The sequence below is a fragment of the Mesobacillus foraminis genome, assembly GCF_004340465.1.
GTDB lineage: Bacteria > Bacillota > Bacilli > Bacillales > Cytobacillaceae > Mesobacillus_B > Mesobacillus_B foraminis.
The window spans coordinates 151559-177431 of sequence record NZ_SLVV01000002.1; the positions used below are offsets into that span (position 1 = coordinate 151559).

At 41.9% G+C, this 25873-nt stretch carries 33 protein-coding genes and 1 tRNA gene; 11 read left to right on the forward strand and 23 right to left on the reverse strand.

Features of this window, described 5'->3' with window-relative positions; translation table 11 throughout:
• Positions 1-25: 25 nt before the first annotated feature.
• Genes EV146_RS03170 through EV146_RS03180 form a run of 3 tightly spaced genes read right to left on the reverse strand, consistent with a single transcriptional unit; the run spans position 26 to position 1755 of the window.
• A complete protein-coding gene (locus tag EV146_RS03170; protein ID WP_132001796.1) occupies positions 26-1162 on the reverse strand; it encodes a zinc-dependent alcohol dehydrogenase in 1137 nt (378 codons plus the stop codon).
• A gap of 12 nt (positions 1163-1174) precedes the next feature.
• Positions 1175-1534: a spore coat protein gene (locus EV146_RS03175; RefSeq protein WP_121613166.1), complete on the reverse strand. Its 360-nt coding sequence runs from the start codon at positions 1532-1534 to the stop codon at positions 1175-1177.
• An 11-nt stretch (positions 1535-1545) separates the two neighbouring features.
• The gene (locus EV146_RS03180; protein WP_121613167.1) at positions 1546-1755 is read right to left on the reverse strand and encodes a spore coat protein; all 210 of its coding nucleotides are present in this window, start codon (positions 1753-1755) and stop codon (positions 1546-1548) included.
• A 145-nt stretch (positions 1756-1900) separates the two neighbouring features.
• On the opposite strand from EV146_RS03180, the gene EV146_RS03185 reads away from it, so the two are divergent.
• From EV146_RS03185 to EV146_RS03200, 4 genes are all read left to right on the forward strand, one after another.
• The gene (locus EV146_RS03185; protein ID WP_121613168.1) at positions 1901-2107 is read left to right on the forward strand and encodes a hypothetical protein; all 207 of its coding nucleotides are present in this window, start codon (positions 1901-1903) and stop codon (positions 2105-2107) included.
• The gene (locus EV146_RS03190; protein WP_121613169.1) at positions 2104-2400 is read left to right on the forward strand and encodes a spore coat protein; all 297 of its coding nucleotides are present in this window, start codon (positions 2104-2106) and stop codon (positions 2398-2400) included. The genes EV146_RS03185 and EV146_RS03190 overlap by 4 nt, the downstream gene beginning before the upstream one ends.
• Before the next feature lie 480 nt (positions 2401-2880).
• Entirely contained in the window at positions 2881-3519 is a 639-nt protein-coding gene (locus tag EV146_RS03195; RefSeq protein WP_132001799.1) for a Bax inhibitor-1/YccA family protein, read from the forward strand.
• Positions 3520-3766: 247 nt separating this feature from the next.
• Positions 3767-4366 (forward strand): undecaprenyl-diphosphatase, encoded by a 600-nt coding sequence (locus EV146_RS03200; RefSeq protein WP_132001802.1) that lies wholly within the window; start codon positions 3767-3769, stop codon positions 4364-4366.
• 264 nt (positions 4367-4630) lie between these two features.
• Here the strand turns inward: EV146_RS03200 and EV146_RS03205 are convergent, their stop codons facing one another.
• Positions 4631-4828, reverse strand: a complete 198-nt coding sequence (locus tag EV146_RS03205) for a hypothetical protein (protein WP_121613171.1) — start codon at positions 4826-4828, stop codon at positions 4631-4633.
• Between the two features lie 131 nt (positions 4829-4959).
• Here EV146_RS03205 and EV146_RS03210 point away from each other — a divergent pair, with 131 nt between their 5' ends.
• Together EV146_RS03210 and EV146_RS03215 are read left to right on the forward strand one after the other, a co-directional pair.
• Positions 4960-5154 carry a hypothetical protein gene (locus tag EV146_RS03210; protein WP_121613172.1) on the forward strand — a complete coding sequence of 65 codons (195 nt, stop codon included), beginning with the start codon at positions 4960-4962 and terminating at the stop codon, positions 5152-5154.
• Between the two features lie 115 nt (positions 5155-5269).
• A tRNA-OTHER gene (locus EV146_RS03215) sits at positions 5270-5352 on the forward strand.
• Positions 5353-5406: 54 nt separating this feature from the next.
• Here the strand turns inward: EV146_RS03215 and clpP are convergent.
• The 17 genes from clpP to EV146_RS03295 all read right to left on the reverse strand — a co-directional run bounded on the left by clpP (position 5407) and on the right by EV146_RS03295 (position 20768).
• Positions 5407-5991, reverse strand: a complete 585-nt coding sequence (gene clpP, locus EV146_RS03220; protein WP_132001805.1) for an ATP-dependent Clp endopeptidase proteolytic subunit ClpP — start codon at positions 5989-5991, stop codon at positions 5407-5409.
• Between the two features lie 20 nt (positions 5992-6011).
• Positions 6012-6698 (reverse strand): sigma-70 family RNA polymerase sigma factor, encoded by a 687-nt coding sequence (locus EV146_RS03225; protein ID WP_241993790.1) that lies wholly within the window; start codon positions 6696-6698, stop codon positions 6012-6014.
• Positions 6699-7342: 644 nt separating this feature from the next.
• On the reverse strand, positions 7343-8512 hold the full coding sequence (locus EV146_RS03230; RefSeq protein WP_132001808.1) for a M20 family metallopeptidase: 1170 nt from the start codon (positions 8510-8512) through the stop codon (positions 7343-7345).
• A 77-nt stretch (positions 8513-8589) separates the two neighbouring features.
• Positions 8590-9324 (reverse strand): amino acid ABC transporter ATP-binding protein, encoded by a 735-nt coding sequence (locus tag EV146_RS03235; RefSeq protein WP_277873201.1) that lies wholly within the window; start codon positions 9322-9324, stop codon positions 8590-8592.
• On the reverse strand, positions 9317-9976 hold the full coding sequence (locus EV146_RS03240) for an amino acid ABC transporter permease (protein ID WP_121613175.1): 660 nt from the start codon (positions 9974-9976) through the stop codon (positions 9317-9319). Before EV146_RS03240 ends, EV146_RS03235 begins: the two co-directional genes overlap by 8 nt.
• A 23-nt stretch (positions 9977-9999) precedes the next feature.
• Positions 10000-10767, reverse strand: coding sequence for a basic amino acid ABC transporter substrate-binding protein (locus tag EV146_RS03245; protein ID WP_132001811.1), 768 nt, complete (start codon positions 10765-10767; stop codon positions 10000-10002).
• A 330-nt stretch (positions 10768-11097) separates the two neighbouring features.
• Positions 11098-11268: a DUF2187 family protein gene (locus tag EV146_RS03250; RefSeq protein WP_121614059.1), complete on the reverse strand. Its 171-nt coding sequence runs from the start codon at positions 11266-11268 to the stop codon at positions 11098-11100.
• Positions 11269-11434: 166 nt separating this feature from the next.
• Positions 11435-11962 carry a DUF421 domain-containing protein gene (locus EV146_RS03255; RefSeq protein WP_121613177.1) on the reverse strand — a complete coding sequence of 176 codons (528 nt, stop codon included), beginning with the start codon at positions 11960-11962 and terminating at the stop codon, positions 11435-11437.
• 501 nt (positions 11963-12463) lie between these two features.
• Entirely contained in the window at positions 12464-13783 is a 1320-nt protein-coding gene (locus EV146_RS03260) for an MFS transporter (RefSeq protein WP_132001814.1), read from the reverse strand.
• A gap of 30 nt (positions 13784-13813) precedes the next feature.
• On the reverse strand, positions 13814-14128 hold the full coding sequence (gene rhaM / locus EV146_RS03265) for an L-rhamnose mutarotase (RefSeq protein WP_132001817.1): 315 nt from the start codon (positions 14126-14128) through the stop codon (positions 13814-13816).
• 228 nt (positions 14129-14356) lie between these two features.
• Positions 14357-15745 (reverse strand): protoporphyrinogen oxidase, encoded by a 1389-nt coding sequence (gene hemG, locus EV146_RS03270; protein WP_132001820.1) that lies wholly within the window; start codon positions 15743-15745, stop codon positions 14357-14359.
• A 128-nt stretch (positions 15746-15873) separates the two neighbouring features.
• Positions 15874-16035 carry a hypothetical protein gene (locus EV146_RS27385; protein ID WP_181215811.1) on the reverse strand — a complete coding sequence of 54 codons (162 nt, stop codon included), beginning with the start codon at positions 16033-16035 and terminating at the stop codon, positions 15874-15876.
• 130 nt (positions 16036-16165) lie between these two features.
• Positions 16166-16501: a hypothetical protein gene (locus EV146_RS03275; protein WP_121613181.1), complete on the reverse strand. Its 336-nt coding sequence runs from the start codon at positions 16499-16501 to the stop codon at positions 16166-16168.
• 102 nt (positions 16502-16603) lie between these two features.
• Positions 16604-17146, reverse strand: a complete 543-nt coding sequence (locus EV146_RS03280) for a GNAT family N-acetyltransferase (RefSeq protein WP_132001823.1) — start codon at positions 17144-17146, stop codon at positions 16604-16606.
• Between the two features lie 588 nt (positions 17147-17734).
• Positions 17735-18751, reverse strand: a complete 1017-nt coding sequence (locus tag EV146_RS03285) for a tripartite tricarboxylate transporter substrate binding protein (RefSeq protein WP_132001826.1) — start codon at positions 18749-18751, stop codon at positions 17735-17737.
• Between the two features lie 19 nt (positions 18752-18770).
• The gene (locus EV146_RS03290) at positions 18771-20288 is read right to left on the reverse strand and encodes a tripartite tricarboxylate transporter permease (protein ID WP_132001829.1); all 1518 of its coding nucleotides are present in this window, start codon (positions 20286-20288) and stop codon (positions 18771-18773) included.
• 18 nt (positions 20289-20306) lie between these two features.
• Positions 20307-20768, reverse strand: coding sequence for a tripartite tricarboxylate transporter TctB family protein (locus EV146_RS03295; protein ID WP_121613185.1), 462 nt, complete (start codon positions 20766-20768; stop codon positions 20307-20309).
• A gap of 421 nt (positions 20769-21189) precedes the next feature.
• Between EV146_RS03295 and EV146_RS03300 the strand changes: the two genes are divergently transcribed.
• Complete coding sequence (locus EV146_RS03300) at positions 21190-22023, forward strand: glycerophosphodiester phosphodiesterase (protein ID WP_121613187.1); 834 nt, start codon at positions 21190-21192, stop codon at positions 22021-22023.
• A gap of 90 nt (positions 22024-22113) precedes the next feature.
• On the opposite strand, the gene EV146_RS03305 is transcribed toward EV146_RS03300, so the two are convergent.
• Positions 22114-22650, reverse strand: a complete 537-nt coding sequence (locus EV146_RS03305; RefSeq protein ID WP_181215812.1) for an HD domain-containing protein — start codon at positions 22648-22650, stop codon at positions 22114-22116.
• A gap of 207 nt (positions 22651-22857) precedes the next feature.
• On the opposite strand from EV146_RS03305, the gene EV146_RS27390 reads away from it, so the two are divergent.
• On the forward strand, positions 22858-23004 hold the full coding sequence (locus tag EV146_RS27390; protein WP_181215813.1) for a hypothetical protein: 147 nt from the start codon (positions 22858-22860) through the stop codon (positions 23002-23004).
• A gap of 67 nt (positions 23005-23071) precedes the next feature.
• Here EV146_RS27390 and EV146_RS03310 read toward each other — a convergent pair whose 3' ends face one another.
• On the reverse strand, positions 23072-23506 hold the full coding sequence (locus tag EV146_RS03310) for a DMT family transporter (RefSeq protein ID WP_132001832.1): 435 nt from the start codon (positions 23504-23506) through the stop codon (positions 23072-23074).
• A 158-nt stretch (positions 23507-23664) separates the two neighbouring features.
• On the opposite strand from EV146_RS03310, the gene EV146_RS03315 reads away from it, so the two are divergent.
• The 3 genes from EV146_RS03315 (at position 23665) to EV146_RS03325 (ending at position 25758) form a co-directional block, all read left to right on the forward strand.
• Positions 23665-24558, forward strand: coding sequence for a LysR family transcriptional regulator (locus tag EV146_RS03315; RefSeq protein WP_422392467.1), 894 nt, complete (start codon positions 23665-23667; stop codon positions 24556-24558).
• A 133-nt stretch (positions 24559-24691) separates the two neighbouring features.
• Positions 24692-25066 (forward strand): CidA/LrgA family protein, encoded by a 375-nt coding sequence (locus EV146_RS03320; RefSeq protein ID WP_121613190.1) that lies wholly within the window; start codon positions 24692-24694, stop codon positions 25064-25066.
• Positions 25063-25758, forward strand: coding sequence for an LrgB family protein (locus tag EV146_RS03325; protein WP_132001838.1), 696 nt, complete (start codon positions 25063-25065; stop codon positions 25756-25758). Before EV146_RS03320 ends, EV146_RS03325 begins: the two co-directional genes overlap by 4 nt.
• Positions 25759-25873 lie beyond the last annotated feature (115 nt).

Below are 25873 nucleotides of genomic sequence, written 5' to 3' on the forward strand. Positions count from 1 at the left end.
GATTAAAGATTGGCCAAATTCCTGTCTAAGGCTTTAAAACAACCTTAATGCAATCTTCCGTCTTCGTATCAAATACCTGATATCCATGCTTTGCCTCATTCAATGGAATGACATGGGTGATAATATCGCCCATATCGACCTTCCCCTCGTTGGCTAAATTATAAAGGAATGGCATGTAAGGGATGACCGGCGCCTGACCTGTCTTAATATCAATATTCCTTTGGAATAGGTCGCCCAGCGGGAAGGCATTGTACCTGCCGCCATATACCCCTGTTACCTGTATCGTCCCTCCTTTGCGTACAGCCTGGCTTGCCATGACAATGGCCCCCATTGAACCTCCATGAAGCTTTAATCCTGTTGCCAGGAATTCCATCGGTGTGAACTTTCCGTCCATTCCCACAGCGTCAATGACAATATCTGCACCACCCTGGGTGATTTCTTTAAGATATTCCCCTGTATTGTCGTATTTCTCAAAGTTGATGATTTCCACATTATTTGTCCGCTTGGCATGCTGTAGACGATAATCGATATAATCGACGGCGATTACCCTTTTTGCTCCTTTAAGCCAGGCAAACTTTTGGGCCAGAAGCCCGACAGGCCCGCATCCAAGGATGACAACAGTATCCCCGTCTTTTACACCAGAGTGGTCTACACTCCAGTAAGCAGTTGCCGCCGCATCAGCCAGAAGGACTAATTTCTCATCTTCAACCTGACAATTTTCCGGTATTTTAAAAGGAGTAAAATTCCCATATGGAACTCTCATATATTCGGCCTGCCCGCCAGCAATCCCGCCGGTGGTTTCGGAATACCCCATAAAACCGCCCATTTCTCCATGCGGGTTGGAGTTATCACATTGACTTGTCAAGTCATGAGTGCAATACCAGCAGTGTCCGCATGAAGCATTAAAAGGAATGATGACCCTGTCCCCTTTTTTCAACTTTGTGACTTCAGGTCCAACCTCTTCCACTATCCCCATCGGTTCATGACCTATTACAAAATCGGTTGGCGTGTTTGGAATCATGGCATGGATTAAATGCAAATCGGATCCACAGATGGCCGAAGATGTTACTTTGATGATAATATCATCAGGATTTTTAATTTCAGGATCTTTTACCTCTTTTACTTGGACGTTTTTAATTCCCTGGTAGGTAACTGCTTTCACATTGGCACCTCCTCACTTATTGGGTGTTGCAAACATTCCCTGCCTGTCAGTATCGATTGGAAACAAGTTCATTTGAGCAATTTGTACAGCCGTTTCAGCCGATTTCAGATCTACCTGATACTGTTCCTTAAAATCATGTGGGTTTAGCCAGCCTTTTTTGATCATTAACTCAGCTATTTCCCCATGAAGGTCAATGGCGGCCTCCATTTGTTTATAAAGAACAGATCTTAATTCTGGATTGGCTGTCTCAGTAATAGCAAAGCCATAATTGCGGATTCCGTTTTTCACACTTAATAAAAAATCCATTGCAAATGCGGAATCGGCCAGGTTTGGCATTCCTTCCGAATTGCGGGGATCAAGATAATCTTCCATGTTTACTCCTCCTACTGCAGCAATTGAGTATTCTTGTAAAAATTCAGCAGCTCATTCACATCCATAATGGATTGCTGGACGTCCTTTTCCATCAATCTTTTTAACTCATTATCAAAGCAGATTCCCTGCATTAGTTTAGATCGCAACAGGCAAACGGTTTTAAAATTGAGGATTTCATGCGCTTCAAGTGTCTCATGCAACGCTAGGGTTTCTTTCTCCATTCCTGCACCTCCGTTTATAATCAACAGAGATATTTTTTCCAAATAGCCTTTACTTTTATGTAAAAACAATGAAAAACACCGAATGAATAAATCTCAAACACAGATGAAACGATAATTAAAGAAAAATGCAAAATGGAGTGAGTATATGACAAAGTATTTAGGTCTACATGAAACCCTCGATATTCATGAATTGCTAACCTTTAAGAATCTATGCTTAACTAAAGCAGCCACCATGGGTGTTTTGGCGACAGATGAACAGCTTAAAAATATTCTCGCAGATGACGTGAAAACCGGCACAAAGCATATCCTGGAGCTGAAACAATTCATTACAAAACGGGAGGATCATCAATGAACCAGCTAATCCAAAAATTGACCGGGATGGGCGGTATGACCGACCAGGTAATCGCCACGGATTTCCTGATTTCCGCAAAGTCTGGTGTAAGGAATTATGCCGTTGCCATCACAGAAGCTGGGACGCCTGAATTAAGGGCAGCTTTAAGAGAACAGCTCCGGGAGGCAATCGCAACACATGAAAAAATCACCAATTATATGGTTGCAAAAGGATACTATCATCCTCATGATTTAACCAAACAGCTGCAGGTGGATATAACAGTATCTGATACAGCGCTCAAGCTTGCTGATTAAGAACAGATGAATGCTTAAATTCCCTGGTCCTCTGATTTTTATAATGGCTGCCAAAAGCAAAAAACACCTCAAGCAAGGTGTTTTTTACTTTCTCCCTTTTTTGGGTACCCCAGTTTCTTCCACTACCAGTAGTAAATCCATTATTTTTAGTTAAAAACGATTATTATGACTTCCTTTCTGCTGCTATATGATCAGGATCTCCCCCTAGCCGAAAATAATCCCTGGATACAGAGTCAACTCCCCGGCAGCCGAAAAACAGTGTCGTCCCTGCATTGTAACCGAGATGATCAATCCGTGACCTCAGTGTGAGGTTTTTTTTATCCAAACCGAAACCTTTCGACATGAGATTCGTATAAATAGCTGGAACAATGTTAATGCCACACCCTGCTCCTGTATTACTCACTATTTGATGAAAAGATCGGAAATTTTGCCGTGGGCAGAAATCTTTATAACCAAAATTACAGAGGTGAGAAAAAAATTATGTATGCAACTACAGCCGGTTCCTATATGCCTTCAGTCATGAAAAAAACCTTCGCTCTTTCACTTGGGATAGCATTTATTGGTACAATGCTTGGAGTGTATATACCGCCAGCGATGTTTCTTCCACTTGTCATCCTTGAGCTTGCATTGCTTATTGGAGCCTTATTCCTAAGAAAGCGAAAAGCAATCTCCTATAGTTTTCTATATCTATTTACCTTTATTTCGGGAATGACAACTTATCCGATTGTGGCTCATTACTTGGCAATCGGGGGTGTCAGCACTGTAATTATGGCCTTTGGGACAACTGCGGCTGTTTTCAGCGGCCTTGCGATTTATGCATCGACTACTAAACGGGATTTAACCTTTTTAGGCGGGATGCTGTTCGCCGCTTTAATTGCCTTGATTGCCATTTCCATTTTTAATATGTTTTGGCCCCTGAGCTCTGCGGGAATGCTTGCATTTTCCTTTGTTGGCGTCATGGTCTTCAGCGGTTATGTTCTTTACGATTTTAATAGAATGAAACAGCATGGTATCACTGCAGAAGAAATCCCGCTGATGGCCTTAAACCTATATCTCGATTTCCTTAACCTGTTTGTTAACATTTTGCGCATAATAGGAATTCTTGGAAGCAAAGATTAAACAAGGAGTTTATGGACAAGTTCATTAAAGGAAACGGCTGTGTATACGGCCGTTTGTTTTTTATACAGACCCTTCATCGTGAATCTTGTACCTTCGGTGCTCCTTTGAAGGAAAGATTATCTTAAATGCCTCCTTAGAAGATTCAATCTTTCAAATTTGTAAGGCTGATGTAATGTGAACCGATTGTGGTAAATTTTCCGGTCTCACTATAATGTTCCTAGCAGAAATAAAAGCAGGGAGGATAAAAATGGAGCTATTTCAACAAAACATCAGGATATTTAGAATGATCAATGACTTGGGGAAGGAATACCCAGGCATTAATCCAATCATGATTTTTATAACTGAGTATGCAATTTACTTTTTAGCCCTGGCTGTTATTTTCTTTTGGCTGTCGCGTGGCTTGAGGAAAAGAATGATGGTGATCTGCGGTTTTCTTTCTTTTATTTTTGCTGAAGTTGCCGGCAAACTTGCGGGAATGCTTCATTCAAATCAACAGCCGTTTGCTGAACTATCAAATGTCAACCAATTGATCGATAAAACAGTCGGAAACTCCTTCCCAAGTGACCATACGATGGTCTTTTTCGCCTTCTGTACGACCTTTTGGCTTTTCAGCAGGAAAACAGGATACATTTGGATGATACTCGCTGTAACCGTCGGAGTTTCCCGCATATGGGTAGGGGTCCATTACCCATTCGATGTCGTAACCGGAGCATTGATATCCGTGGTTTCCACGATTACTATGTTTGCGTTCATCTCTAATTCCAGCTCTTTGAAAAGCCATCTTGAAACCTTTGGCAAAAAAGAAAAGCAGCTGTTCACACTAAAGGACAAATCGAGAAATTTTTAATACTTAAGCAATTAAACAAAAAAATGGAGTGAAAACAAATGGACGATACTAGTCCAGGCTCTTTCCTTTCAATCATCACATCATATGATATGGAAGAATTGGATCACTCAGAAAAAAAAAGAGAATGGCACTCTACCTGATTACCTTTTGAGTACGAAATCCTCAAGGCAAAAAACAAATTCATAGAAGGAGGCACCCTTTACAGATATAGGAGGAACTTATGACGGCTGCCAGCCATCAGAAAAAGGGCCATTGGCCCTTTTGTTATATTGACTTTCGTTCAAGTTCACTAAACAAGAATTCCTTTGCTAAATGGTTTTCTGATTCAACTAAGCGGCCGAATTTATATCCTTCAATCAAGACATGCCTCTCATGCTCATTCAGCCTTCTGCCCCATTTTTGCTCCAAATGGTAAATTGCTTCATTATAGTGAATTTGACTATATTCAAATGTCTGTTTCATTGCTTTGCCTCCCACAATTCTTTGTCAACCATTATTGTCAGTAACCTCACTACTTAACCTGATACCAGAATATTCACCGCATATTTTCATGGTTACTGCAAAACCTAATCCTGTTTAGGAGGTGAGAAATAATGGCTGAACAAAGAAATAATCAGCAAAATCAGGGTAATATTACTGAGGGTATTAAAAATACGGCTGGAGCGGCATTCCATGCAGCCCATAACGCACTTGAAGCCACTGAAAATGCGGCAATGACGGCCGTGGACAAAACAAAAAACGCTATTACCAACCTGACAAATAACAACGATAATCAAGACAATCAGTAATGAAAAAACGCCATTCATTTGGCGTTTTTCTAGTATGGATGGAGGTTTTACTCATTCCCCATACTATACTGAAAAATATGTATGAAAGCAGCGAAACGGGCAATAATAGGTTTATGGACTTGTAGCTCAATGGACAGAGCAGTCAGCGGTTAATGATAACTGTTGGACATCTTGTGGGTTCAAATCCCACCAAGTCCGCTTCAGACCAAAAGCGCAGCTTATGCTGCGCTTTTGGTTTTAATCCATTTTGTATTACTTTTTCCGGCTGATTACCTTGTCAATTATTCCATATTCCAAAGCCTCTTCAGCAGTCATAAAGTAGTCCCGGTCTGTATCCCTGGCGACTTTTTCAACTGCCTGACCAGTTCGTTCTGATATAATCGCATTGATTTGCTCCCTGAGCTTCAGGATTCTTCGTGCAGAAATCTCAATCTCGGTTGCCTGCCCTTTTACTCCCCCAAGCGGTTGGTGAATCATTATTTCACTGTTTGGCAGGGCGTATCTTTTCCCTTTAGTGCCTGCCAAAAGCAGCATAGCACCAAAGGAAGCAGCCATACCGATACAGATGGTACTAACATCCGGCTTAATATGCTCCATTGTATCAAAAATAGCAAAACCTGCTGTAATCGATCCGCCCGGACTATTTATATAAATTGAAATATCTTTTTCTGGATTATCAGCTTCAAGAAACAGCAGCTGTGCGATTACACTATTCGCCACTTGGTCGTTGATTTCATCTCCAATCATGATAACTCGATCTTTTAACAACCTGGAATAAATATCATAGGACCGTTCTCCCCGATTGGATTGTTCAATGACATAAGGAACTGTACTCATTTGGTTAATCCTCCCTATATTTAGGCTGCAATGCACATCATTCCGAGAGGCGAATAGGAAGGTTTCGAATTTGCAAGCTTTAAGGTGCCAGCTTCCGATCGTACAGTCGAAATCCATTCAAGGAGTATTTCAGGATCCCCTTCCTGGAGGGATTGATACATTAGGTCACACAGCAGACGTTGTTCATCCTCTTGCCAAAATGAATCCACCGTATGGAATGTATGGGATTTTTCCAATCTCTTTTTCGCCCGGTGAAGGGAAGACTTGACCGCGGTTTCATTTGTTCCAAGGATCTCCGCAATTTCCTTAGCCTGATAGCAAAATCCTTCTTTTAGGACAAAAATGACGGATTGTTTTGGCGTCAGTCTTTCAATTAGTATTTTAACCGTATCCAGTATGGTATCCTGTCGGCTTTTTTCGTCATGTACGGATATTTCCCCATCAATGCCGACCATCTCATATTTTCTTTTCCTTAAGGTGTCAATCCATTGATGATAGGCGATTTTGTTTAACAAAGCGGCACTTATCTCCCCCGCCTTGTAAAAGTCAAATGCCTTTGAAGCCACCTCCTGGGCCAAATCATCTCCGTCCCATGAGTTTTGAGCTAGAAAGCGGCAATAGCGCTTCAGCCCAGGGTACAATTCCTCCAGTCCCTTATTAGTTACGGATTTCATCTGTTTGACAGCTGCTCCTTTGCTGGCAGTCATTCGTTTCACTCCTTTAAAACCTCTCTGGCCTTTAAACGAATGGACCAGAGGAAAAAGATACGGGTTTAAATAATTTTATCTCAAAGCCCTTCATTTTAATTCATTTCATTAAGCAATCCGAGAATGGGTCTTTTTTCTGTGGCCGATATTTCCATTCCATTATTTATGTACATCCTTTAATTGAAGATTAGGTGTCATCATTACTAACAATATTATATGCATCATTTCCTCTGATGCGAAAGGTATTGAGTATATGAATCGAAGAGAGTTCTTAATTGCTCCTTGTCTTTCCTGTTTTTTCTTTTCCTTGCCCGAAAGATCCTTTTACCTGTCAAATACCCGCTTCTCATTCTCTCTTAAGCCGATATTTACCTCTTTACTCACATGTCATCCGTTTCTGTTCCTTTGATCCCTCACGAATGACACTTCTCTCCAATGTGTTCCCCTCCTTTTCACACTCCTTTTCTGTCCTAAAGAGCTGATGCAAGATATTTCCGCTGACCAATTAGTTATAGGAATATTCGACCCATAAAGCAAAAGAACTGCCAATTAACTGGCAGTTCTTTTAACCCGTTTCCATAGCCATTTTCCCACATAATGGAATCGGTAATTATTTTCATTTTCAACTTAAACTTAAATTTCACTCATAGTTTTCCCTGTTTGAATTCCGCTTTTATTTTGCGAAGAAGTACAGGATTTGTCAGTACTTCATACCCGGTAAGGGCCATAGCTTTCGCCCCCCGTATCATTGCTTCCCGCGCCTGCTCGCTCATGGCTGCCTCCCTGAATTCATTGGTATGGCAGGCATAGTTTTCGTTTGTGATTTTAATATAAGGATGGATGGATGGGACAACCTGGCTGACATTCCCCATATCAAGGGATCCTGTTCCATCGCGTTGGTCCAAGATTTCCGCCTCATCAACTCCCAAGGAAATTAACTCTTTTGTAAAAGCTTCAGACAGTTCATTATTGGTGATCATATCATCATAAGAAAACTCATAAAATGAAGACTTTACCGTGGCGCCTGTCTGCAGGGCAGCACCTTCCGCGCAGTGTTTTACTTTTTCAACCAGTTCATTTACATAGGATCTCTTAGCGGCACGAACATAAAACTGGGCTACAGCATAATCAGGGACGACATTTGCTGCCTTCCCCCCTTCCGAAATGATCCCATGGATTCTCGCATCAGGCGTGATATGCTGGCGTAATGCATTAATGCTGTTAAACAATTGAATAACTGCATCAAGTGCATTGATTCCCTGGTGTGGACTTGCTGCAGCGTGGGCTGATTTTCCGAAGAATTCAAATTGTATCGCATCCATTGCAAGGGATGGGCCGCTCTTTGTATAACGGTCCAAGGGATGAACCATCAATGCAACATCTACAGAGTCAAAAATTCCTTCTTCAGCCATAGTCACTTTTCCGCCACTGGTCTCTTCCGCAGGTGTACCAAAAACGATCACCTTTCCGCCTGTTTTTGACACCACTTTACTCAGTCCGATACCGGCCGCGATGCCCATTGTTCCGATTAGATTATGGCCGCATGCATGGCCTACCTCGGGCAATGCATCGTATTCAGCCATAAAAGCAACCACAGGACCTTCTTTGCCGCTGTCAAATGTAGCCGTGAAAGCTGTAGGCAGATTACAAGTCCCAGGCTCCACAGAGAAATCATGCTTCCTTAATGTCCTGGTAAGAATTTCGCTCGCCTTAAATTCCTCATGGCCCAGCTCAGGATTCTCGCCAATATAAATGCTGATATCATAAAATTCTTTCTGATTTCGTTCGATTTCCTCTATAATAATCTGTTTCATCACATTCATTCCTTTCTGATCCGTATGTAAAAAAGAGCTGCCGGAGAAATGTCCTCGGCGGCTCGATTTTTTGTGATCTAAAGAACCTTATCCAGGAAGTCCCTTGCCCTCTGGCTACTCGGATTTAAAAAGAACTCCTCAGGCGGAACATCTTCAACAAGTACACCGCCGTCAAGGAAAAGGACACGATCAGCAACTTCTTTCGCAAAACCCATTTCATGGGTGACAATGGCCATCGTCATGCCAGTATGCGCTAGTGATTTCATTACATCGAGAACCTCCTTGACCATTTCAGGGTCCAAAGCAGAAGTTGGTTCATCAAAAAGCATAACATCCGGTGCCATTGCAAGTGCCCGGGCAATGGCCACCCTCTGCTTTTGCCCTCCAGAAAGGCGGTTGGGATATTGATTTGCCTTATCGGAAAGGCCCACTGATTTTAACAAATTAATTGCCTGCTTCTCGGCGACATTTTTTTCCACGCCTTTAACAGTGATCGGTGCGTACGTTACATTTTCAAGGACCGTTTTATGAGGAAAAAGGTGAAAGTGCTGAAAGACCATGCCAACATTCTGACGAACTTTCATAATATCCGTTCCTTTTGCAGTCAGTTCATCGCTGCCTATCCATACTTGTCCGCTTGTCGGAGTCTCAAGAAGATTCAAACAGCGCAGAAAAGTTGATTTCCCGGAGCCAGAAGGTCCGATAATCGCAATTACTTCACCTTTATCAATTGTAGTCGATATTCCTTTTAAGACATCCAGATTGCCAAATGACTTATGAAGATTGTTGATTTTAATATATGGATTACTCACTGCGGCGCAGCCTCCTTTCAACAGCTCTGCCAAGGAGCGTCAGTCCCATGACCAGGATGTAGTAGATCAGTCCGGCAAAAATTAACGGTTCGAATGCAGTATAAGTATTTGCACTGACGACCTGGGCACGGCGCATTATATCCATGAAACCAATTGTGGCGACAATGGCGGATTCCTTGGTTAATGTAATAAATTCATTCAATAAAGCGGGGAGGATATTTTTCATAGCCTGCGGCAGTATAATATCCTTCATCATAGGCTTGTATGGAATGGCCAATGCCTCAGCTGCTTCACGCTGCCCTTTGTCAACAGCCTGGATGCCGGCGCGGATAATCTCGGATATGTAAGCACCCGAGTTTAATCCAAAGGCGAGGATTCCAGCTAGAAAAGCAGGAATATCGTAGCCGATGAGCTGAGGTGTCGCAAAATAGATCAGCATAAGCTGCAAGATTAAGGGTGTTCCCCTAAAAATTGATGTATAGGCATCTGCGAACCACTTTAGCCCGCGAATATTTCCAATTTTAAATAATGAAAGAATTGTTCCGATTAAAAATCCCAGAATTGCTGAAACCAGTACGAATAGTAACGTGACCCATATTCCATTTAATATAAAGGGAATAGAAGGCACGATCCGGAGGAAATCCAAATCCATGCCTTACACCTCATTTCTTGATGTTATTCTTTTTCCAACCACTTTTTCTCAAGTTTTTCAAGCTCTCCGTTTTTCTTCATTTCTTCAATGACCTTGCTGAATTTATCCACAATTTCACTGTCTTTCGGGAAAGCCATGGCCATCCCCGGAGTACCAGAGCTTTCGTCCTTAAATGCTGCTAGACCAAGTTCACTTACGTACCCTTCAGCAACTGTGCGATCGAGATAGACTGCATCAATACGCTTTGATTTTAATTCCTGGATAAGTTCTGGTACTTTATTCAAGGTTTTAATATCAATTTTTGTGCTCTCAGCCAATTTCTTTGCGCCTTCTTCCTGAATGGTTCCCAGCTGAACACCGACCTTTGCCCCGTTTAAGTCTTCCATGCTTTTAATCTTTGAATCTTTCAAAGTTACAAACATTTCACCAGAACGATGATACTCAGCTGAAAAATCGACACTTTGTTTCCGCTTTTCGGTTGCAGACATTCCAGATGCTACAAAATCAACCGTGTCAGCTTGGAGAGCACCTATCAGCCCATCAAAGTTCATATCTTTTATTTCCAGTTCATAGCCTAATTCTTTTGTAACCTGTTTCGCCAATTCTATATCGAAACCAATAATTTCCCCATTATTATCGCGTGTCTCAAATGGAGGGAAGTCAGCAGATGTTCCCATAACGATTGTTTTCTTCTCTTCGCCATTTGCTGTTGAATGATCAGTTTGTCCGCAGGCAGCCAACAAGCCTATAACGACAACAGCGATTGCGCCCAATAAATATTTTTTCTTCATCTTTTTCGTCCCCCTGGTGTTAGTTTACAACTTTTCGTAGAAAACTAATATTTATTCATCTAAATGTATTTTAACACATATATTATTCTCCGCAATACTTTTTTTAAATATTATTTTATTTTGTACAATAGCTAAAAAACACTAATATTTTTTGATATTTTTGCCTTTATTACTTTCCCCATTTTATAAAGCGGACAGAATTTTCAAACAATTATTGTATATTTTATGCATTAACTTACATAACCTGTCCTTATTATCGGCAAACAAAACTTAAGCTAGCGATTCCGCTAGCTTAAGTTTTGTTTCGTTTATAAGTATGTATCTCTCAAATTAGATGATTTGATAGTTCTTATGAGACACCACTGTTTTATTATTTGTGAATTCATTTCCGGATAAATTTTCAAGAATCTCGACAATGACAGAATTCTCATTAACTTTTTCTACTTTGCCTTTTATTCCCCTTGTTGAAACGATTTTATCTCCTATATCCGCTTTTTTAATAACCATCAAGTCCTCTCCTCTTCCGCTGATTTTACCCTCATGTGAAAAAATCTCTGATTAATTAGAATAATAGTAGATGAGTGGCTTGATGTCATTTCACTTGTTAACTTATCTTACAAGGTTTTTTTCTTTCTTTCCGGTGCCGTGTTAGATTGACAGAAGAACCTTATTCGCGTTTATTCACCCTTGTACACTTGACATTTCCCAAAGTATCCGAAAACTCCGATTCTGTAGATTTAATTAATGACAGGCTGCCATCGGTTTCAAGTACTACTGCCTTAACCTGTTTCATTGTTGACAGCCCATTTGAACGGGCGGCTTGCAAGATTTCCTCTTTAAGAACACGCTCAGCCTGTAAGGCATGATCAATGAAATTCCCTTGTTCGTAAAGGATCACAGGCTCCGATTTAATTAACTTACTAAATTTTTTTGACTTTACAGAACACAAGGTAATAACATACTGCAAACCAATTAAAATGAAAAAGGCCAGTATCCCTTCAGGCAATGAGATTTTTTTGTTAAGCAGTATAGTAGCCAAAGTAGAACCAATTGAAACAGTTATCACTAAATCAAACGCATTTAATTTGGACAAGGTTCTCTTCCCGGAAATTCTTAATAAAAAAACCAATCCAATATATGCGAGTACACCGACAATCAACAATCTTACTATACTGTCCCAGCTGAGAAAAAACATAAGTCCCTCCCGGTTAATATTACTTTTCTACCATGTTCCCTCTCATAGAACGTTCAAACGAAAGATTAAACCGGTCAAGACTTCTTTCGATTGCATTATTAAATCCCTTATAAAGGACAGTTCTCCTTCTTTAGAGCTTTTTACTACCGTTACTCATCCACCAAGGCTTTCTCTAATTTTTTCCGCAGTTCATCGTCCCGTTTAACGCTCCTTCTTCGATTAACAATAATGCAGGGAGGCCTTGTATATCTGACTGCTTTGTCACCCCAGGCTCTTTATCGACATCTTCCTTTGCAAACCTGATTCTTAATCCCAGTTCTTATGCTCGTCCATTTAAAATGGGCCCTTGGATTCGGAATGGAGCGCACCAGGTAGCACTAATTTGAACAAGTGTTACACCCTCCTCTATTACTTGTTTAAAACAACCACAAAAAAAAACAAGACAACCAATATTCTGGTGTCTTGTGTCAAGAAATTTCTTACATCTAAAAAAGATAGCAGTTAATTTACATTTTTTAAATGTTCGAATCCCTCCAGGTCTCCGTACCGTTCTTTTTCAATTTCTGACAAGTTTTTCCCTTGTGTATTTGGTGCCATGGCAATTCCAATGATCATATGAACAACAAGGAAAACAATCATCACTATTCCCGCTACTTTAAATCCAAGTGTCATCATGATGGTCGGCAACACAAACGACCATACCGCAATACCGGTACGAACGATAAAATACATGGTTCCTTGTGCGCTTGCCCGGTAGATGGTTGGGAACAATTCACTGGTCCACAATGCATAGAAGGCTTGTGCGCCTATCCCAGCAGATGATCCCCAAAGTATAACAAAGGCAATCAGGGTTGGCCAGGTCATTGGCATGAAGGTTAATATCACCCAGGCAACGACCCCCATTCCGGCACCTATTCCGAAAAGGGCCCTCCGGCTGACCTTATCACCCAGTTTCATAAATCCAAAGTACGTGGTCAGTACAGTGAAAGACCATAGGAAAACCTGAAGCAAGTTCGCCTGCATCGTGCTTAATCCGCCAACATTTTCATAAATATAAGGCATGAAATAACCCATGGCTCCGGCCGTTAAATTCCAAAATAGATAAATGCCAATTAAGAGAAACAAGGACTGTCGGTTAACTTTAAGAGTAAAGAGATCTTTAAACGCATTCCGTTTTTGAATACCTGCAGCGTGATCACGGTCATCCTTAGCCTTCTGTTCTTCCCACATCTTCGACTCATCCAGCCCCTGCCGGAGGTACCAGGTAATAAACGCCACAATCAGTAAATGGAAAAAGATAAGCCTCGAGCCTAATAACCCTAATGGAGCAGCCAGCACAGCCAGCAAGAAGGTAATAGCAGGTCCTAACGACCAGGCTAGCTGGGCAGTACCAACATGGGCTGCCCTTTTATCAGTCGGAGACTCCTCGGCAATGTATGTCCAGGAAACGGGCACTCCCGCACCTACGGCAATGCCAGTAATGATGGTTCCAATCAGCAGCATCGGAAAGTTGACCGATACGGCAATGAGCAAAACCCCCAGCATATAAATTAATAAATCATATGTAAAAATAAATTTCCTTCCAAACTTATCCGTTAAGGGGCCCCCTATTAAAGCTCCAATCGCAGCGCCGAAAGCGTTTGCACTCAAAGCACTTAAAAGCCCCACACCCATATTATCGATATTAAGATAGGCTTGCCAAAGTGTCAGGCTGCTGGCGGCCGCGATAATGGACCCTGCTTCAATATAGTTTGCCATCGCAACCGATATAGTCGCTTTCCAGCCAGTTGTTTTTTTTGCACCGATTTTGTTCTGTGCCATCCACTACTCCCCCTTTATTCCCATTTTCGGTTAATCCATATGAAAGACTTCCTTTAGATCAATGGAGACCGGACTGTTATCTGGATACGTTTGCATTATCGGCTCCATGAAGGCCCACCACTTTTGGTTTATTTCCGTTAATGCCATTTTAAGCCACTTCTCTTCGTCTTCGACTTCCACATAACCAAACAGCTTACTGGTCTCTTTGTCCAGGAAAATAGAATAATTGCTTGCCCCGTGATTGCGTAATTCTGCGACCAGCTCCGGCCATATCTCCTTATGACGAAGTTCATATTCCTCATGCCTATCAGGGTAAACAGACATAACAAAAGCTTTTCTGACCATTTTCATCCCTCCTTCTTTACATTCAGTTTTGTAAACTGTTATCGCTTTCACAAAAACTATATTAATAGATTTAACACAAATAGTCAAACACAAAAACAGAAAGTCAAACTAAAACAAAGCATAATTAATGTTGATTACCTTGGTAAATCCGCTTTTAATCATTCTTCCAAATAAAATCAAAAGAAAAACCAGTGATCCATATGAAATCACTGGTCTTTCTTTGCAAAATTATTTGGTTAATGCTTCAATTATTTTCTCTGATGTTCGTTTCCCACTTTCGATACAGTCCGGGATTCCTACCCCATAGTAAGAGCTGCCGGCGAGGTAGATTTGAGGGAAGGCAGCAGCAAGCCTATTCTCCATTTCTTTTACACTTTTGGGATGGCTAATTAAATAATTCGGCATTTGATCGGACCAGTTTGTAATCTCACTTACAAGAGGACGGGCCTTAATCCCCATGCTCTTTTCAATATCACCTAGCGCTACCTGAAGCAGCTGTTCCTTATTCATCCCTTTTATCCCGGCAAAGTCGGGGTGGCTGCTTTTATAAAAAAGCCTGACTAGTAAATTGCCGCTTTTTGAGGTATGATCCCATTTGCGGCTTGTCCATGTACACGCATTGCATGACAGCTCCTCTGTGTTGGCTGCAATGAAACCCGTTCCCTCAGCCGGCAAATCACTGTCCGGAACATCAAAACCAATATAGACGGAGATGAGTGAGCTATTTTTCAGCTTGCTGAACTCTTTTTTCAATTCACTGTCGACAATTAGCTTTTCCGCAGCACTGTGAGGGATGCTTACAACGATATGATCGGCTTCGATTATGCGATCGTTTTCGAAGCCTGCCCTATAACGGCCGCCTTTTTTCTCTATATAAAGAGCTTTAGAATTCTTAAGTAACTCAACGTCTTCAAGATGGCTTTCAAAAGCTTCAACCAATCGGCTTAAACCGGAACGAAAAGATAGAAATTTTCTTTCTCCACCTTTAAATTTATCCTTGTTCGCTTCAAATCCCTTAATAATACTGCCATACTGCTCTTTATAGCCCAGAAGGTATGGAAGGGTCGAGGCGATGGTTAAATCCCTGAGATGGCCCGAGTAGACTCCTGACAGAACAGGAGCAATCTGTTTTTCAACCAATTCTCTGCCGAAACAATGTTCAAGGAATGCCCCAATCGAATCATTGCTCGTGAACTGGCCAATTCCTGAATAAAAATCCCTTAAAGCCTCGACTTTTCCTTCTGGTGAAACAAGAGTTGTTCTAGCCAGGGATTCAATACTTGCAGGAATTCCAAAAACAGAATCCGCCGGGATCGGTTTTAGCTCTCCCTCTGTATAAATAAACGAACGGCCAGTCGCATTGTAGACGACCTCCTTTTCCAGCCCCAGCTCTTTAATAAAAGTCATCGTCTCTGCCTTGCGGGCAACTATGGAATCTGCCCCGGCTTCCATGATAAAATTCCCTTCTCTGACACTCCTGATTTTTCCGCCAAGCTCACTTGATGCTTCAGCCAGGATAAGCCTTACATCCGACTTAGTTTCTTTTTTCCATTTATGTAATTCATACATCGCCGACAGGCCTGTAATGCCCCCGCCGATTACAAGAATTGTTCTCACTATTGACACCTCTGCATCTTCTCTGAAATTAGACTCTTTAAGTGTATCACAGATCCTCCTTTTTAATTATGAACATAAAAGGACAAAAATGAATCGAAGCAGTACAAAGACAAACACAAAAGAGGCGGTCAGTCCTCCGCCTCTTCCTGGTAATGCTCGTTTAAGTATGGGTTTTCAGTCGTAGCAAAATTAACAGATTGCAGACTGTCCTTCGCTTCCACACCATAGAAACCATTTTCAGGCTCCCTTTTTGCTTCCGTCTGGTTGTTTCTCCGTGCCTGTTTACCCATTATCGAACCCCCTGCTTTGACTTTAACTAATATCCTTTATTATTTAGTTTTTAAGGCGGAAAGATGTAAATTAAATCAAAATAAAAAGGCCACTAGGTTAAGCAGCCCTAATCGCCTCTGGCTCTGTATCTCAGTTATGCTGGAGCTTAGCGATCGCATATCCTTCAACAACTTCTTTGACTTCCTCCAGCATGCCTTCCGCAAATCTCTCATCTTCCATTTTAATAACAAATACACTTAGTCTTCCGATATATTCCGTTGTTGCCGAGGCGTCGACTTCATTCACCCTTTCCTGGACCAGGGATAACAAATGCTTTTTCTCGTCATCAGACCAAACGCCGACGGTAGGGATGTAGATACTGGCTTCATTTGTTAAATTAACTCCATATAGCCCCATAGGTGTAGTCAAAACATGAAAATAGCTTTTCCCTTGATGGCACCTTTCTTCGTAAGTGTCCCATCTCATTGGTAACGCCTCCTTGTATATCCTTTCTTCTATCTTAACATTTTATCAACTATTCGGAATTGTTAATTTATGTCTTTTTTATAACAAAACTCATATGTGTTATTACAAACTTTCGTTAATGATAGCCAAAATTTGGTGATCTTCCCATTTCCCATTGATTTTAACATTTTTCCTTGCAATACCTTCTTTCAGAAAACCTGATTTTTCAAGCACCGAAATTGATCCTAAGTTATGTGGCATAACGCCAGCTTCTATTCTATGAAGCTTCATTTGATTAAAAGCAAAATTAACTGCTAATTGAACACCTTCCGTCATATAGCCTTTCCCATTATGCTCCTTGTCCAGGAAATAGCCTATGTAGCAGCTCTGCAAGGCCCCTCTTAAAATTTCTGACAGCATCAGCGTCCCGATTAATTCTTTGGAGTCATGAAGAAAAATGCCAAATAGATAATATTCATCGAGTTCCTTCCTTTTCCTGGCTATCCTGATTCTTTCCCTTTGGCCTTCAAGGGTATAAAAATCGTCTTTCCTCAATGCTGCAAAGGTTTGAAAAAATTCCCGATTTCTCAATTCTAAAGCAAGCGCCATCTCTGCATCATGTATTTCAAGCAGTCTTATAAAAATGTTCTTTCCCTTCTGTTCCATAGTGTATATGCTCCTCCCTCATTCCCCGGCCTCTAAAGGTTTCTTTTTTATTCATATTTTATTATATTTATGGACTCCTAATCTGAATGGAAAAGGCCCTATGCTTTGTACAAACTGTTTCGCTATCCATGCGAGAATTAACCCTGCCATTCAGACATATTTAACCAATATTTTCAGCTATCGAACCAACCCCAGGTTTTCTGACAAGTCAGATGTTAAATAAGGAAAATGGTTCCCTTGTAAATTTTACCACAATATGGAATATGAAACGATGCTTTAAGCTCGCAACAATCCATCCCCTTTACTCAATAGGCTGGTGCTGAAAACTTGGCCTCTGTTCTAGGTCCGGCCCAATTGGAATACATAAAGAATTGGCATCGACGAAATATCTACTTAAACACTCCCACTCCCACAACCTATTTTCATCAAAATCTCCATCCCTATCACATAAGTCGCTTCGCAGCCTGCGGATGTTTATGTCCTTTCGGATGACTGTCCGGGAAAAGTGACTTAGCACGAATTTTTAGAATAAAAAAATGAACCTGGGGATCAGCCAGGTTCCAGGACATTTACTGTAGCCTTTGCGCCTTATTTTCGTATCCCGGCTTTTTCCGCCAATTTTGTGTATCTCTCCGTTTCCTTTTGCACTTCATCAGCGAAATCACCTGAGTTAAGATAGGCGGGTTCCAGCTTTATTTTTTCAATTTGCTCTATGAACCCTCGGTCATTTTCCATTTTAGCAACCGCTTCATCCCACTTTTCGACAATCGCTTTCGGTGTCCCCGCAGGAAATGACAATCCCGTCCACCATTTCACTGTAAGGCCTTTGATGCCTTGTTCTTCGACCGTAGGAACATCGGGCAGGAGAGAACTGCGCTCCGGAGATTGAACACCGAGGATTTTTAATTTTCCTGCCTCCAGAAGCGGGTAAAGCTCTCCAACCGTATGGACAGCCAGATTTACATGGCCGCCTGCAACCTTTGCCGCTGAATCGCTGGCTCCTTCAGAAGAAACCATACGCGTTTTTTTATAATCCACTCCTGCAGCATCAAGCCATTCAGCGACTCCAAATGCAGAAAAACCAGCGGGGCCCACACTTGCCCAGGTAAGTTTATCCGGATTAGCTTTTACCCACTCAGTTAATTCTTTAAAATCATTCCACTCTGCATCAGCCTTCACAGCATAGGCCAGCGAACCCTCAGCAACTCTGGATACAAGAATATGGTCTTTCATCGTTAATGTAGGATTCGAGTTTCCTGCTTCATACATTGTAGTGGATGAATTATTATTAACCAGGACAGTGTATCCGTCCGCTCTGGATTCTTTGAGTGCATACTGGGCTCCGATAATCCCCCCGCCTCCCGTTTTATTGGTTACGACAATAGGCTGATTCCACTCTTTGCTTAAGTAATCTGCCACCGCCCTTGCGGCCAAATCTACTCCCCCACCAGCAGCAAATGGAACAACCAGCTCAATTTGTCTCGCAGGATAAACCTTTGCTTCATCTTTATTGTCTCCATCAGAATCAGAGTTATTTGAGCACCCAGCTAATGTAAGAACCACGAGCAATAAGGCCGCTGCAATTCCACGAATATACGTTTTCATAAAAAGCCACCTCCCATTTTTATGAAAATTCCATGTGGTCTCCTGTTTCCTGTACGATCCTTTTCCTGGTTCTTTTCATTAAAAAGAGGGAAATGGACAGCAGGACAACAGCTAAAACTAAAAGAGTCAAAGAGATTGGCCGTTCTAAAAAGATCATTACATTCCCGGATGATATTTCTAAGGATTGGATAAATGAGCTTTCCATTTTTGGCCCTAATACCAGGCATAAAATAAAAGGGATAATAGGCCAATGGAACTTATGGAATAAATAACCAAGTGTCCCAAAAAGAATGGCGACAATCACATCAAACATTGAATTCCTGACCGAGTAGGCCCCTAAAATGCTGATCATCAGGATGATCGGGCCAAGAATTCCAAACGGCACCTCGGTTAGCTTTGCCCACAATCCAACCAAAGGTAAATTCAAGATCAATAAAATAATGTTCCCGACAAACATGCTGGCAATGACTGTCCAGACCATTTGGCTGTTTTGTTCAAACAGAACGGGTCCTGGTGTCAGGCCATAGATCATCAGTGCAGCCAATAAAACGGCCAATGGAGGCGAAGATGGCAGCCCGAGTGACAATAAGGGAATAAAGCCACCCGAGCTGGTCGCATTGTTTGCAGATTCAGGACCGGCAACACCCTCGATCGCCCCCTTTCCAAACCTTTCCGGCCGCTTCGATACCTTCCTTTCCAGGTCATAAGAAAGAAAAGAAGTGATGGTAGCTGATATCCCGGGCAGAATTCCGAGAAAAAACCCAAGAATGCTCCCTCTTAAAATCGGAAATGCACATTGCCTTAAATCAGCTCTCGTGGGATAAATACTCTTAATTTCCTCCTGCTTAATGGTTGTGCGGTTCTCTTCCAGGCCTTTCAGTACTTCAGAGATGGCAAAAAGGCCAATAATGATACTGATCATTTCAAATCCGCCTGCCAGAGCGCTCCAGCCAAAATCAAATCTGGGAATCCCCGTAGAAACTCCTATACCGACGAGTGAAACCAAGAAACCCAGTACCCCCATCAGCATGGATTTTACAAAGGAAAATCCAGTCAGATTAAACAGGACCAGAAAGGCAATAAGCATTAAGATAAAATATTCGGGGGGACCAAATTTTAATGCCTGGTCTGCCAGCAGTGGAGCAAATACTACAAGACCGATGAGCCCGATTATTCCGGCTATAAATGATCCGATTGCTGCAATGCCCAGTGCTGCCCCTCCCCTTCCTTGCCTTGCTAGTGGATAGCCGTCCAGTGTTGTCGGCACAGATGAGGATTCCCCAGGAATGTTCATTAAAATTGCTGTCGTGGAACCCCCATACATGGCACCATAATAAATTCCTGCCAGCATGATGATTCCCTGAGTTGGTTCAAGGACAGCGGTGAGCGGCAAAAGGATCGCAATAGCGGATGTGGGGCCTAGGCCAGGTAGAACTCCCACCATGGTCCCCAGCAAAGAACCGATGAGCACAATCATTAAATTATTTGGGGTTAAAACTTCCGTAAGACCATTGAATAGATAAACGACTGTGTCCATTAAAAGCTTTCCCCCTCTCTAAAAAAATAAAGAACCGCCCGGGAATGGTGTTTTTAGCAAAACAATAAATAACCCATACAGAACAGCGGTCAGGGTGGCAGAAAAGAAGAGAGAAATTATCCATCGATAGCTCCCAAGAAGGCGGAACAAACAGGTAAAAGCTGCCAAGGTGCTGAGAAAATACCCCAATATACCAATCAGAAAGCAATAGATTAGGAGAATCATAATCGAAAGTAACATTTTAAGTCTTATTTTACCTTTTGGCATGGAAGCCTCTCCAAATCCTTTGCTTTTTTTAAATAGAAGAATGATACCTCCAATACAAAGAAGTACCCCCAGAATTCCCGGAAAGGTATGATCCCCAGTCAGGAGGCCCACACCGTATGGATAAAGCCTAAGTGCCTCAATAAGGGATACAGCACCAATTATAGTGCAGACCGCCCCTCCAATTTTATCGGGAGAAAAGCGTGTTAGTGTCATATTCTCCCCCCTTTCGGTTCCAGATGTAAGTCGAGTCCTATCTTGTCTTGTCTTTTCTAAACTAACGTCATCCTTTTACTCGGACTGAAGGAGCTATCTTGAATACATATGGCGAACGTCACCGTAATCAATCAAAAAGGTTAATAGGTTCTTTCATGTGCATATTGATTCGTTCAATCATTGCCTTAGGCTTCCAGTGGCTCCCCATATTTAACAATATGCAGCGAACAACAATGACATCCCGATTTATCGTCCGAAAGGGTTGTTCTAGTTTTTGGATGAAGACAATGTAAAGGAAAATCCTACAATATCCCTGAAATTTCTTTACCTTCCGTAACTGAATCGACATGAAACCTCCATATTCTCTCAATATTCCTTTTCTATACTCATAATGAATCTAATCGAAAGAGGAGCTGATCGTATGAATAAGAGAAGTATTTTAGGGGCCGGCTTTGCCTTATCCTTATTATTTAGTCCGTTTCATGAAGCGCTGGCAGCTGATTCGGCCACAACCGGTGACCTGCGGAAAATTGATAATGTGGCCCATCGTGGAGCGACTGGATATGCACCGGAAAACACCCTTGCAGCATTTGATAAGGGAGTAGAAATGAAGTCTGATTATATTGAAATTGATGTACAGCGGAGCAAAGACGGTGAATTGGTCGTTATCCATGATACGACCGTAGACAGGACTACAGATGGAACAGGTTACATAAAGGATTTAACCTTTGAACAGCTCAGGCAGCTGGATGCAGGAAGCTGGAAAGGGGAACAATTTACCGGCGAGAAAATTCCTTCATTTAGTGAAATTTTGGATCGCTATCGCGGCAAAACTGGTATTTTAATAGAATTAAAAGCACCTGAGCTCTATCCAGGAATCGAGGAACAAGTAGCACAGGAATTAACTCAACGAAATCTCGATCGTCCAAACAATGAAAAGATTATTATTCAATCTTTCAACTTCGAATCCATGAAAAAAATGAATACCCTGCTTCCTAACGTCCCAATTGGGGTCTTAACCTCTTCAAAGGCTCATACTGCCCCAGAAGCCCTAAAAGAATTTTCTGCTTATGCTGATTACTTTAATCCAAGTTATGGAATTGTTACAAAAGAACTAGTTGCAGAAGTACACGGGCTAGGGATGAAAATCTCTTCCTGGACTGTCCGAAGTCAGGAAGCAGCAGACTTTCTGATTGAGATGGGTGTAGATGCCATTATTACAGACTACCCGGATTATGTTGATCCTAGAAATTAAACGAATTTGTCAGGAAGAGATGCACCCTGGTACCAGGGTGCATCTATTTATCAAGCGAGGCATTATTCCATATCAATCAACATAACGGAATTAGTAAAAAAGACGGTTTATCTCTTCTTTTAATTCATCCAGGAGCGGAAAGCGGGAAATGTGCCCAAGACTCTCGGCAATGCTTCGATAGTACCATTCCTGCTGTACTTTGCCTCGATTAAACCTTTGCCAAACTTTGTCACCTTCCTGGTTAAAATCAGCAATGATTGACTTAATGTTATGAAGCTTATCGGCACATGCCACTGCTCTTATATCTTCAGAGGCCCCTTTTAAAAATTCGATGCTATGCTCTTTCCTCGTTTCCCAGGGCAGGGATTTAACCGGTTCCGAACATCCTTCTACAATGGAAGCAATCTTTAAACCAAACACATTTTTAAGCTGGGCTAATGTCAGCTCCGTGTCCTCAACACTATCGTGCAATATCCCTGCTGCGATGATGTCATCCTCATATCCTGCCTTCATCAGGATCATCCCTACGGCTACAGGGTGAGTAATGTACGGTATTCGGCTTTGTTTTCTATATTGGCCTTCGTGAGCCTTGGCGGCCATATGCAAGGCCTTTTCAATGATTTCCAAACATTAAACCTCCGATTTAAGATAAAAGATTCCGTTGTTTGTGTAACATTTATTTACTTAGAAAGAGCGCTTCCCGTCTCCTTGCCTAGTTTGTTTTAACCAAAATTGATCACTGACCTGTCTGTGCCCCGTTTTTATCCTTCCTGAAGGTATAATCCGGTTATACATGGAACATCTTATTACTAAAACACATTAGGAGGATGGCCAGTGAAAAATGAAGATAAAAACACGTCAGAAGGGTTAAATCAAATTTTCGAGATGATCAATGCCAAGGGAGATGAAGGGGAGCTGCGAAATATTGTCCAGCAGCCAGGTGCCCAACGCAATGATGAAGCGAAGGAAAAAACGGAGTAGATAAACTTTACCTGACAGAGCTCCCTTTCTTACTTAAACGATCGGCACTGCAATATGCCGCATCAGACTACTTGGAATTAAATAAATAGATGGATGCAAACATTAAGGCCAGCGCAGCCAGTTTCCTCCCATCAAGAGGGTGCCTTTCTCCACCGAACAGTCCAAAATGGTCAATGATGGCGCCCATGAGCAGCTGGCCGGCCATCACCGCTATCAACGTGGACGCCACGCCTATAGTTGGCGAAGCCAGAACCATAATATACACATAAACAACTCCGAGCAGCCCGCCAATCAATTGCCATTTCGGAACTTCTGAAACGGCCAGCATATTCCCTTTTCCGAAGAATACGACCAGAAAGAACAAAGCGGCCGTCCCTATCAGAAAAGAAATAAAAGATGCCTCTATTGTTCCCACTCTTTTCCCCAAACCACCGTTCACAACTGCCTGAATGCCCAGTGCTAAGCCTCCTGCAATTGCCATCAATGAATAGATCAGCTTCACAGGGCCACCTCCATTTCATAATCAAGGACATATTACCATATCTAAACTATCTTCCCAAACAAGACACTGCAAAAAAGTGATTAAATAATTGACAAGACCAAAGAAGATTCATTAAGTTGTTAATGCTCAACTTATTTTTTACATAGGAGATGTTCCTTTTGGAATTAAGACAATTACAAACCTTCCTTGAGGTTGCAAAGCATAAAAGCATAACTAAAGCTGCAGAGGCCCTTCATATTTCACAGCCAGCCTTGAGTAAATCGATCAAGGCTCTCGAAGAAGACCTTGGCATGACATTGATTGTACGCACGAATAAGACAAGTGACCTGACGGATGCCGGCATGGTTGTTGTGGAATACGCCCAGCGGATGACTGCCCTGATGGACGAAATGACAACGACATTGAATGACATGACAAACCTTGCCCGCGGACAAATCAACATAGGACTTCCCCCTTTTATCGGCAGTCTTTTCTTTCCAAAGGTGATGGCGGAGTTCCATAAAACCTTCCCAAATATTGAAATCAATATTACTGAGTACGGAGGTGCCCGAGTAGTAAAAAGTGTGGAGGACGGGGAATTCGAGCTTGGAGTGGTTGTACTGCCTGTCAATGAAGAAGATTTCAATGTATTTCCGATTGTTGAAGAAGAAATGAAGCTGCTTGTCCATCAAGACCACGAATTTGCTTCCAGGGAACAAGTTGACATAAAGGACCTTACCGAAGAGGAGATTATTTTTTACAACGAGGAATTTGCTCTTCATCAAATCTTAAGGACGCATTTCATCACAGCTGGTTTCGAGCCAAAAATTTTATTTAAAAGCTCTCAATGGGACTTTATGTCTGAAATGGTTGCCGCTAATCTTGGCATTACGATTCTCCCGCAGTCCATATGCAACCGGATTGTCAATGAGGAAGTTAAAATTCTTGGATTAAAACCTAATATCTTGTGGAGACTGGCGGTTATAACAAAAAGGGGCCGTTATATCTCTTATGCTGGCAGGACCTTTATTGATTTTATTTTAAAAGCAAAACTTTTTTCTCAAACCACCTGATCCAAATCACCACCATAACTTTTAGTTATGAAGTTTATTCTTATTATGTATTTTACGAATAACAAAAACCGTCGTATGATTACCTATACAATCTTTTACACCTGCTGGGTGTCAATTAGAAAGGGTCATAACGATGAAAATTGGAGTAATAATTATACAGGTTTTGTTCATACATGTATTTCTTTATCTCGGGGCAGCTCTCAAGCTAATCATCCCCATCTCCATTCCCATCCCGGGTTCAATGTTTGGATTGATACTCCTGTTTTTGGCATTGTGCTTAAATCTTGTGAAACTGGAATGGGTTGAGAAAGGCGGAAACTGGCTGCTGGCTGAATTGCTGCTGTTTTTCATTCCTTCTGCGGTTGGTATTGTTAATTATGATGACATTCTGAGCCTGCAGGGTGTCGAGATCGTTCTCTTGATCAGCATCAGCACAATTATTGTCATGGGTATGACTGCCTTGATTGCCGAAAGAATTACCGGAAAACGCAGGGGTGAAGCCAGATGATGATGATATTTTTTACTGTCGCCACCTATTTGGTCTACCGGCTTACGAAACGAACCTATTCAAAATGGGCTTTCCCATTGTTTCATCCTTTGCTGTTTGCCCCTTTGGCTTTGATTGGGTTGATTGCTTTACTTGATGTCCCTGCTGATGATTACCTCAATGCATCTAAATGGCTGACCCATTTGCTGGGACCTGCCACGGTTGCCTTTGCAATCCCTATATACAAACATTTGCCATTGGTTAAGAAATACCTTGGGACAATCATCATCAGTATTACAGCTGGTACCCTTATCGCCATATTCTCTACCTATGCTCTTTCAAAGGTCATTCACCTTCAAACAAGCTTCACTACTAGCATCCTGCCTAGGTCGATTACGACCCCAATTGCAATTGAGGTGTCTAAAGAAATTGGAGGACTCCCAACCTTGACCACGGTATTTGTTATCCTGACAGGTGTCATTGGCGGGATCGTTGGACCAATCGTGATTAACAGGCTTTCCATCAAGACGCCGATTGCAAAAGGTCTGGCTCTCGGCATGGGGGCACATGGAGCAGGAACGAATAAAGCAATGGAATATGGTGAACAGGAAGCAACCTTTTCATCGTTGGCCATGATATTCGCTGCCTGGATTACTCTGTTGTGGGGAGTCATCCTGATCCCGGCGTTAATGAATATCGATCAGATTCTATAAAAGACCCCCCTTTTTCTTTAAAGAAAAAAGGGGGTCTTTGCATAAATTTAGATCACGATGTCCTTTTTCCGGCTTTTTCCAGCGTTTTCGTCATGATAACTTGAATGATGTCCTT

Excerpts from the sequence above, each read along its gene's own strand:
- EV146_RS03175 (WP_121613166.1), bottom strand. The coding sequence starts at position 1,534 with ATGGAAGATTATCTTGATCCCCGCAATTCGGAAGGAATGCCAAACCTG.
- EV146_RS03180 (WP_121613167.1), bottom strand. The coding sequence starts at position 1,755 with ATGGAGAAAGAAACCCTAGCGTTGCATGAGACACTTGAAGCGCATGAA.
- EV146_RS03185 (WP_121613168.1), top strand. The coding sequence starts at position 1,901 with ATGACAAAGTATTTAGGTCTACATGAAACCCTCGATATTCATGAATTG.
- EV146_RS03190 (WP_121613169.1), top strand. The coding sequence starts at position 2,104 with ATGAACCAGCTAATCCAAAAATTGACCGGGATGGGCGGTATGACCGAC.
- EV146_RS03195 (WP_132001799.1), top strand. The coding sequence starts at position 2,881 with ATGTATGCAACTACAGCCGGTTCCTATATGCCTTCAGTCATGAAAAAA.
- EV146_RS03200 (WP_132001802.1), top strand. The coding sequence starts at position 3,767 with ATGGAGCTATTTCAACAAAACATCAGGATATTTAGAATGATCAATGAC.
- EV146_RS03205 (WP_121613171.1), bottom strand. The coding sequence starts at position 4,828 with ATGAAACAGACATTTGAATATAGTCAAATTCACTATAATGAAGCAATT.
- EV146_RS03210 (WP_121613172.1), top strand. The coding sequence starts at position 4,960 with ATGGCTGAACAAAGAAATAATCAGCAAAATCAGGGTAATATTACTGAG.
- clpP (WP_132001805.1), bottom strand. The coding sequence starts at position 5,991 with ATGAGTACAGTTCCTTATGTCATTGAACAATCCAATCGGGGAGAACGG.
- EV146_RS03225 (WP_241993790.1), bottom strand. The coding sequence starts at position 6,698 with ATGACTGCCAGCAAAGGAGCAGCTGTCAAACAGATGAAATCCGTAACT.
- EV146_RS03230 (WP_132001808.1), bottom strand. The coding sequence starts at position 8,512 with ATGAAACAGATTATTATAGAGGAAATCGAACGAAATCAGAAAGAATTT.
- EV146_RS03240 (WP_121613175.1), bottom strand. The coding sequence starts at position 9,976 with ATGGATTTGGATTTCCTCCGGATCGTGCCTTCTATTCCCTTTATATTA.
- EV146_RS03245 (WP_132001811.1), bottom strand. The coding sequence starts at position 10,767 with ATGAAGAAAAAATATTTATTGGGCGCAATCGCTGTTGTCGTTATAGGC.
- EV146_RS03255 (WP_121613177.1), bottom strand. The coding sequence starts at position 11,962 with ATGTTTTTTCTCAGCTGGGACAGTATAGTAAGATTGTTGATTGTCGGT.
- EV146_RS03260 (WP_132001814.1), bottom strand. The coding sequence starts at position 13,783 with ATGGCACAGAACAAAATCGGTGCAAAAAAAACAACTGGCTGGAAAGCG.
- rhaM (WP_132001817.1), bottom strand. The coding sequence starts at position 14,128 with ATGGTCAGAAAAGCTTTTGTTATGTCTGTTTACCCTGATAGGCATGAG.
- EV146_RS27385 (WP_181215811.1), bottom strand. The coding sequence starts at position 16,035 with ATGGGTAAACAGGCACGGAGAAACAACCAGACGGAAGCAAAAAGGGAG.
- EV146_RS03275 (WP_121613181.1), bottom strand. The coding sequence starts at position 16,501 with ATGAGATGGGACACTTACGAAGAAAGGTGCCATCAAGGGAAAAGCTAT.
- EV146_RS03280 (WP_132001823.1), bottom strand. The coding sequence starts at position 17,146 with ATGGAACAGAAGGGAAAGAACATTTTTATAAGACTGCTTGAAATACAT.
- EV146_RS03285 (WP_132001826.1), bottom strand. The coding sequence starts at position 18,751 with ATGAAAACGTATATTCGTGGAATTGCAGCGGCCTTATTGCTCGTGGTT.
- EV146_RS03290 (WP_132001829.1), bottom strand. The coding sequence starts at position 20,288 with ATGGACACAGTCGTTTATCTATTCAATGGTCTTACGGAAGTTTTAACC.
- EV146_RS03295 (WP_121613185.1), bottom strand. The coding sequence starts at position 20,768 with ATGACACTAACACGCTTTTCTCCCGATAAAATTGGAGGGGCGGTCTGC.
- EV146_RS03300 (WP_121613187.1), top strand. The coding sequence starts at position 21,190 with ATGAATAAGAGAAGTATTTTAGGGGCCGGCTTTGCCTTATCCTTATTA.
- EV146_RS03320 (WP_121613190.1), top strand. The coding sequence starts at position 24,692 with ATGAAAATTGGAGTAATAATTATACAGGTTTTGTTCATACATGTATTT.
- EV146_RS03325 (WP_132001838.1), top strand. The coding sequence starts at position 25,063 with ATGATGATGATATTTTTTACTGTCGCCACCTATTTGGTCTACCGGCTT.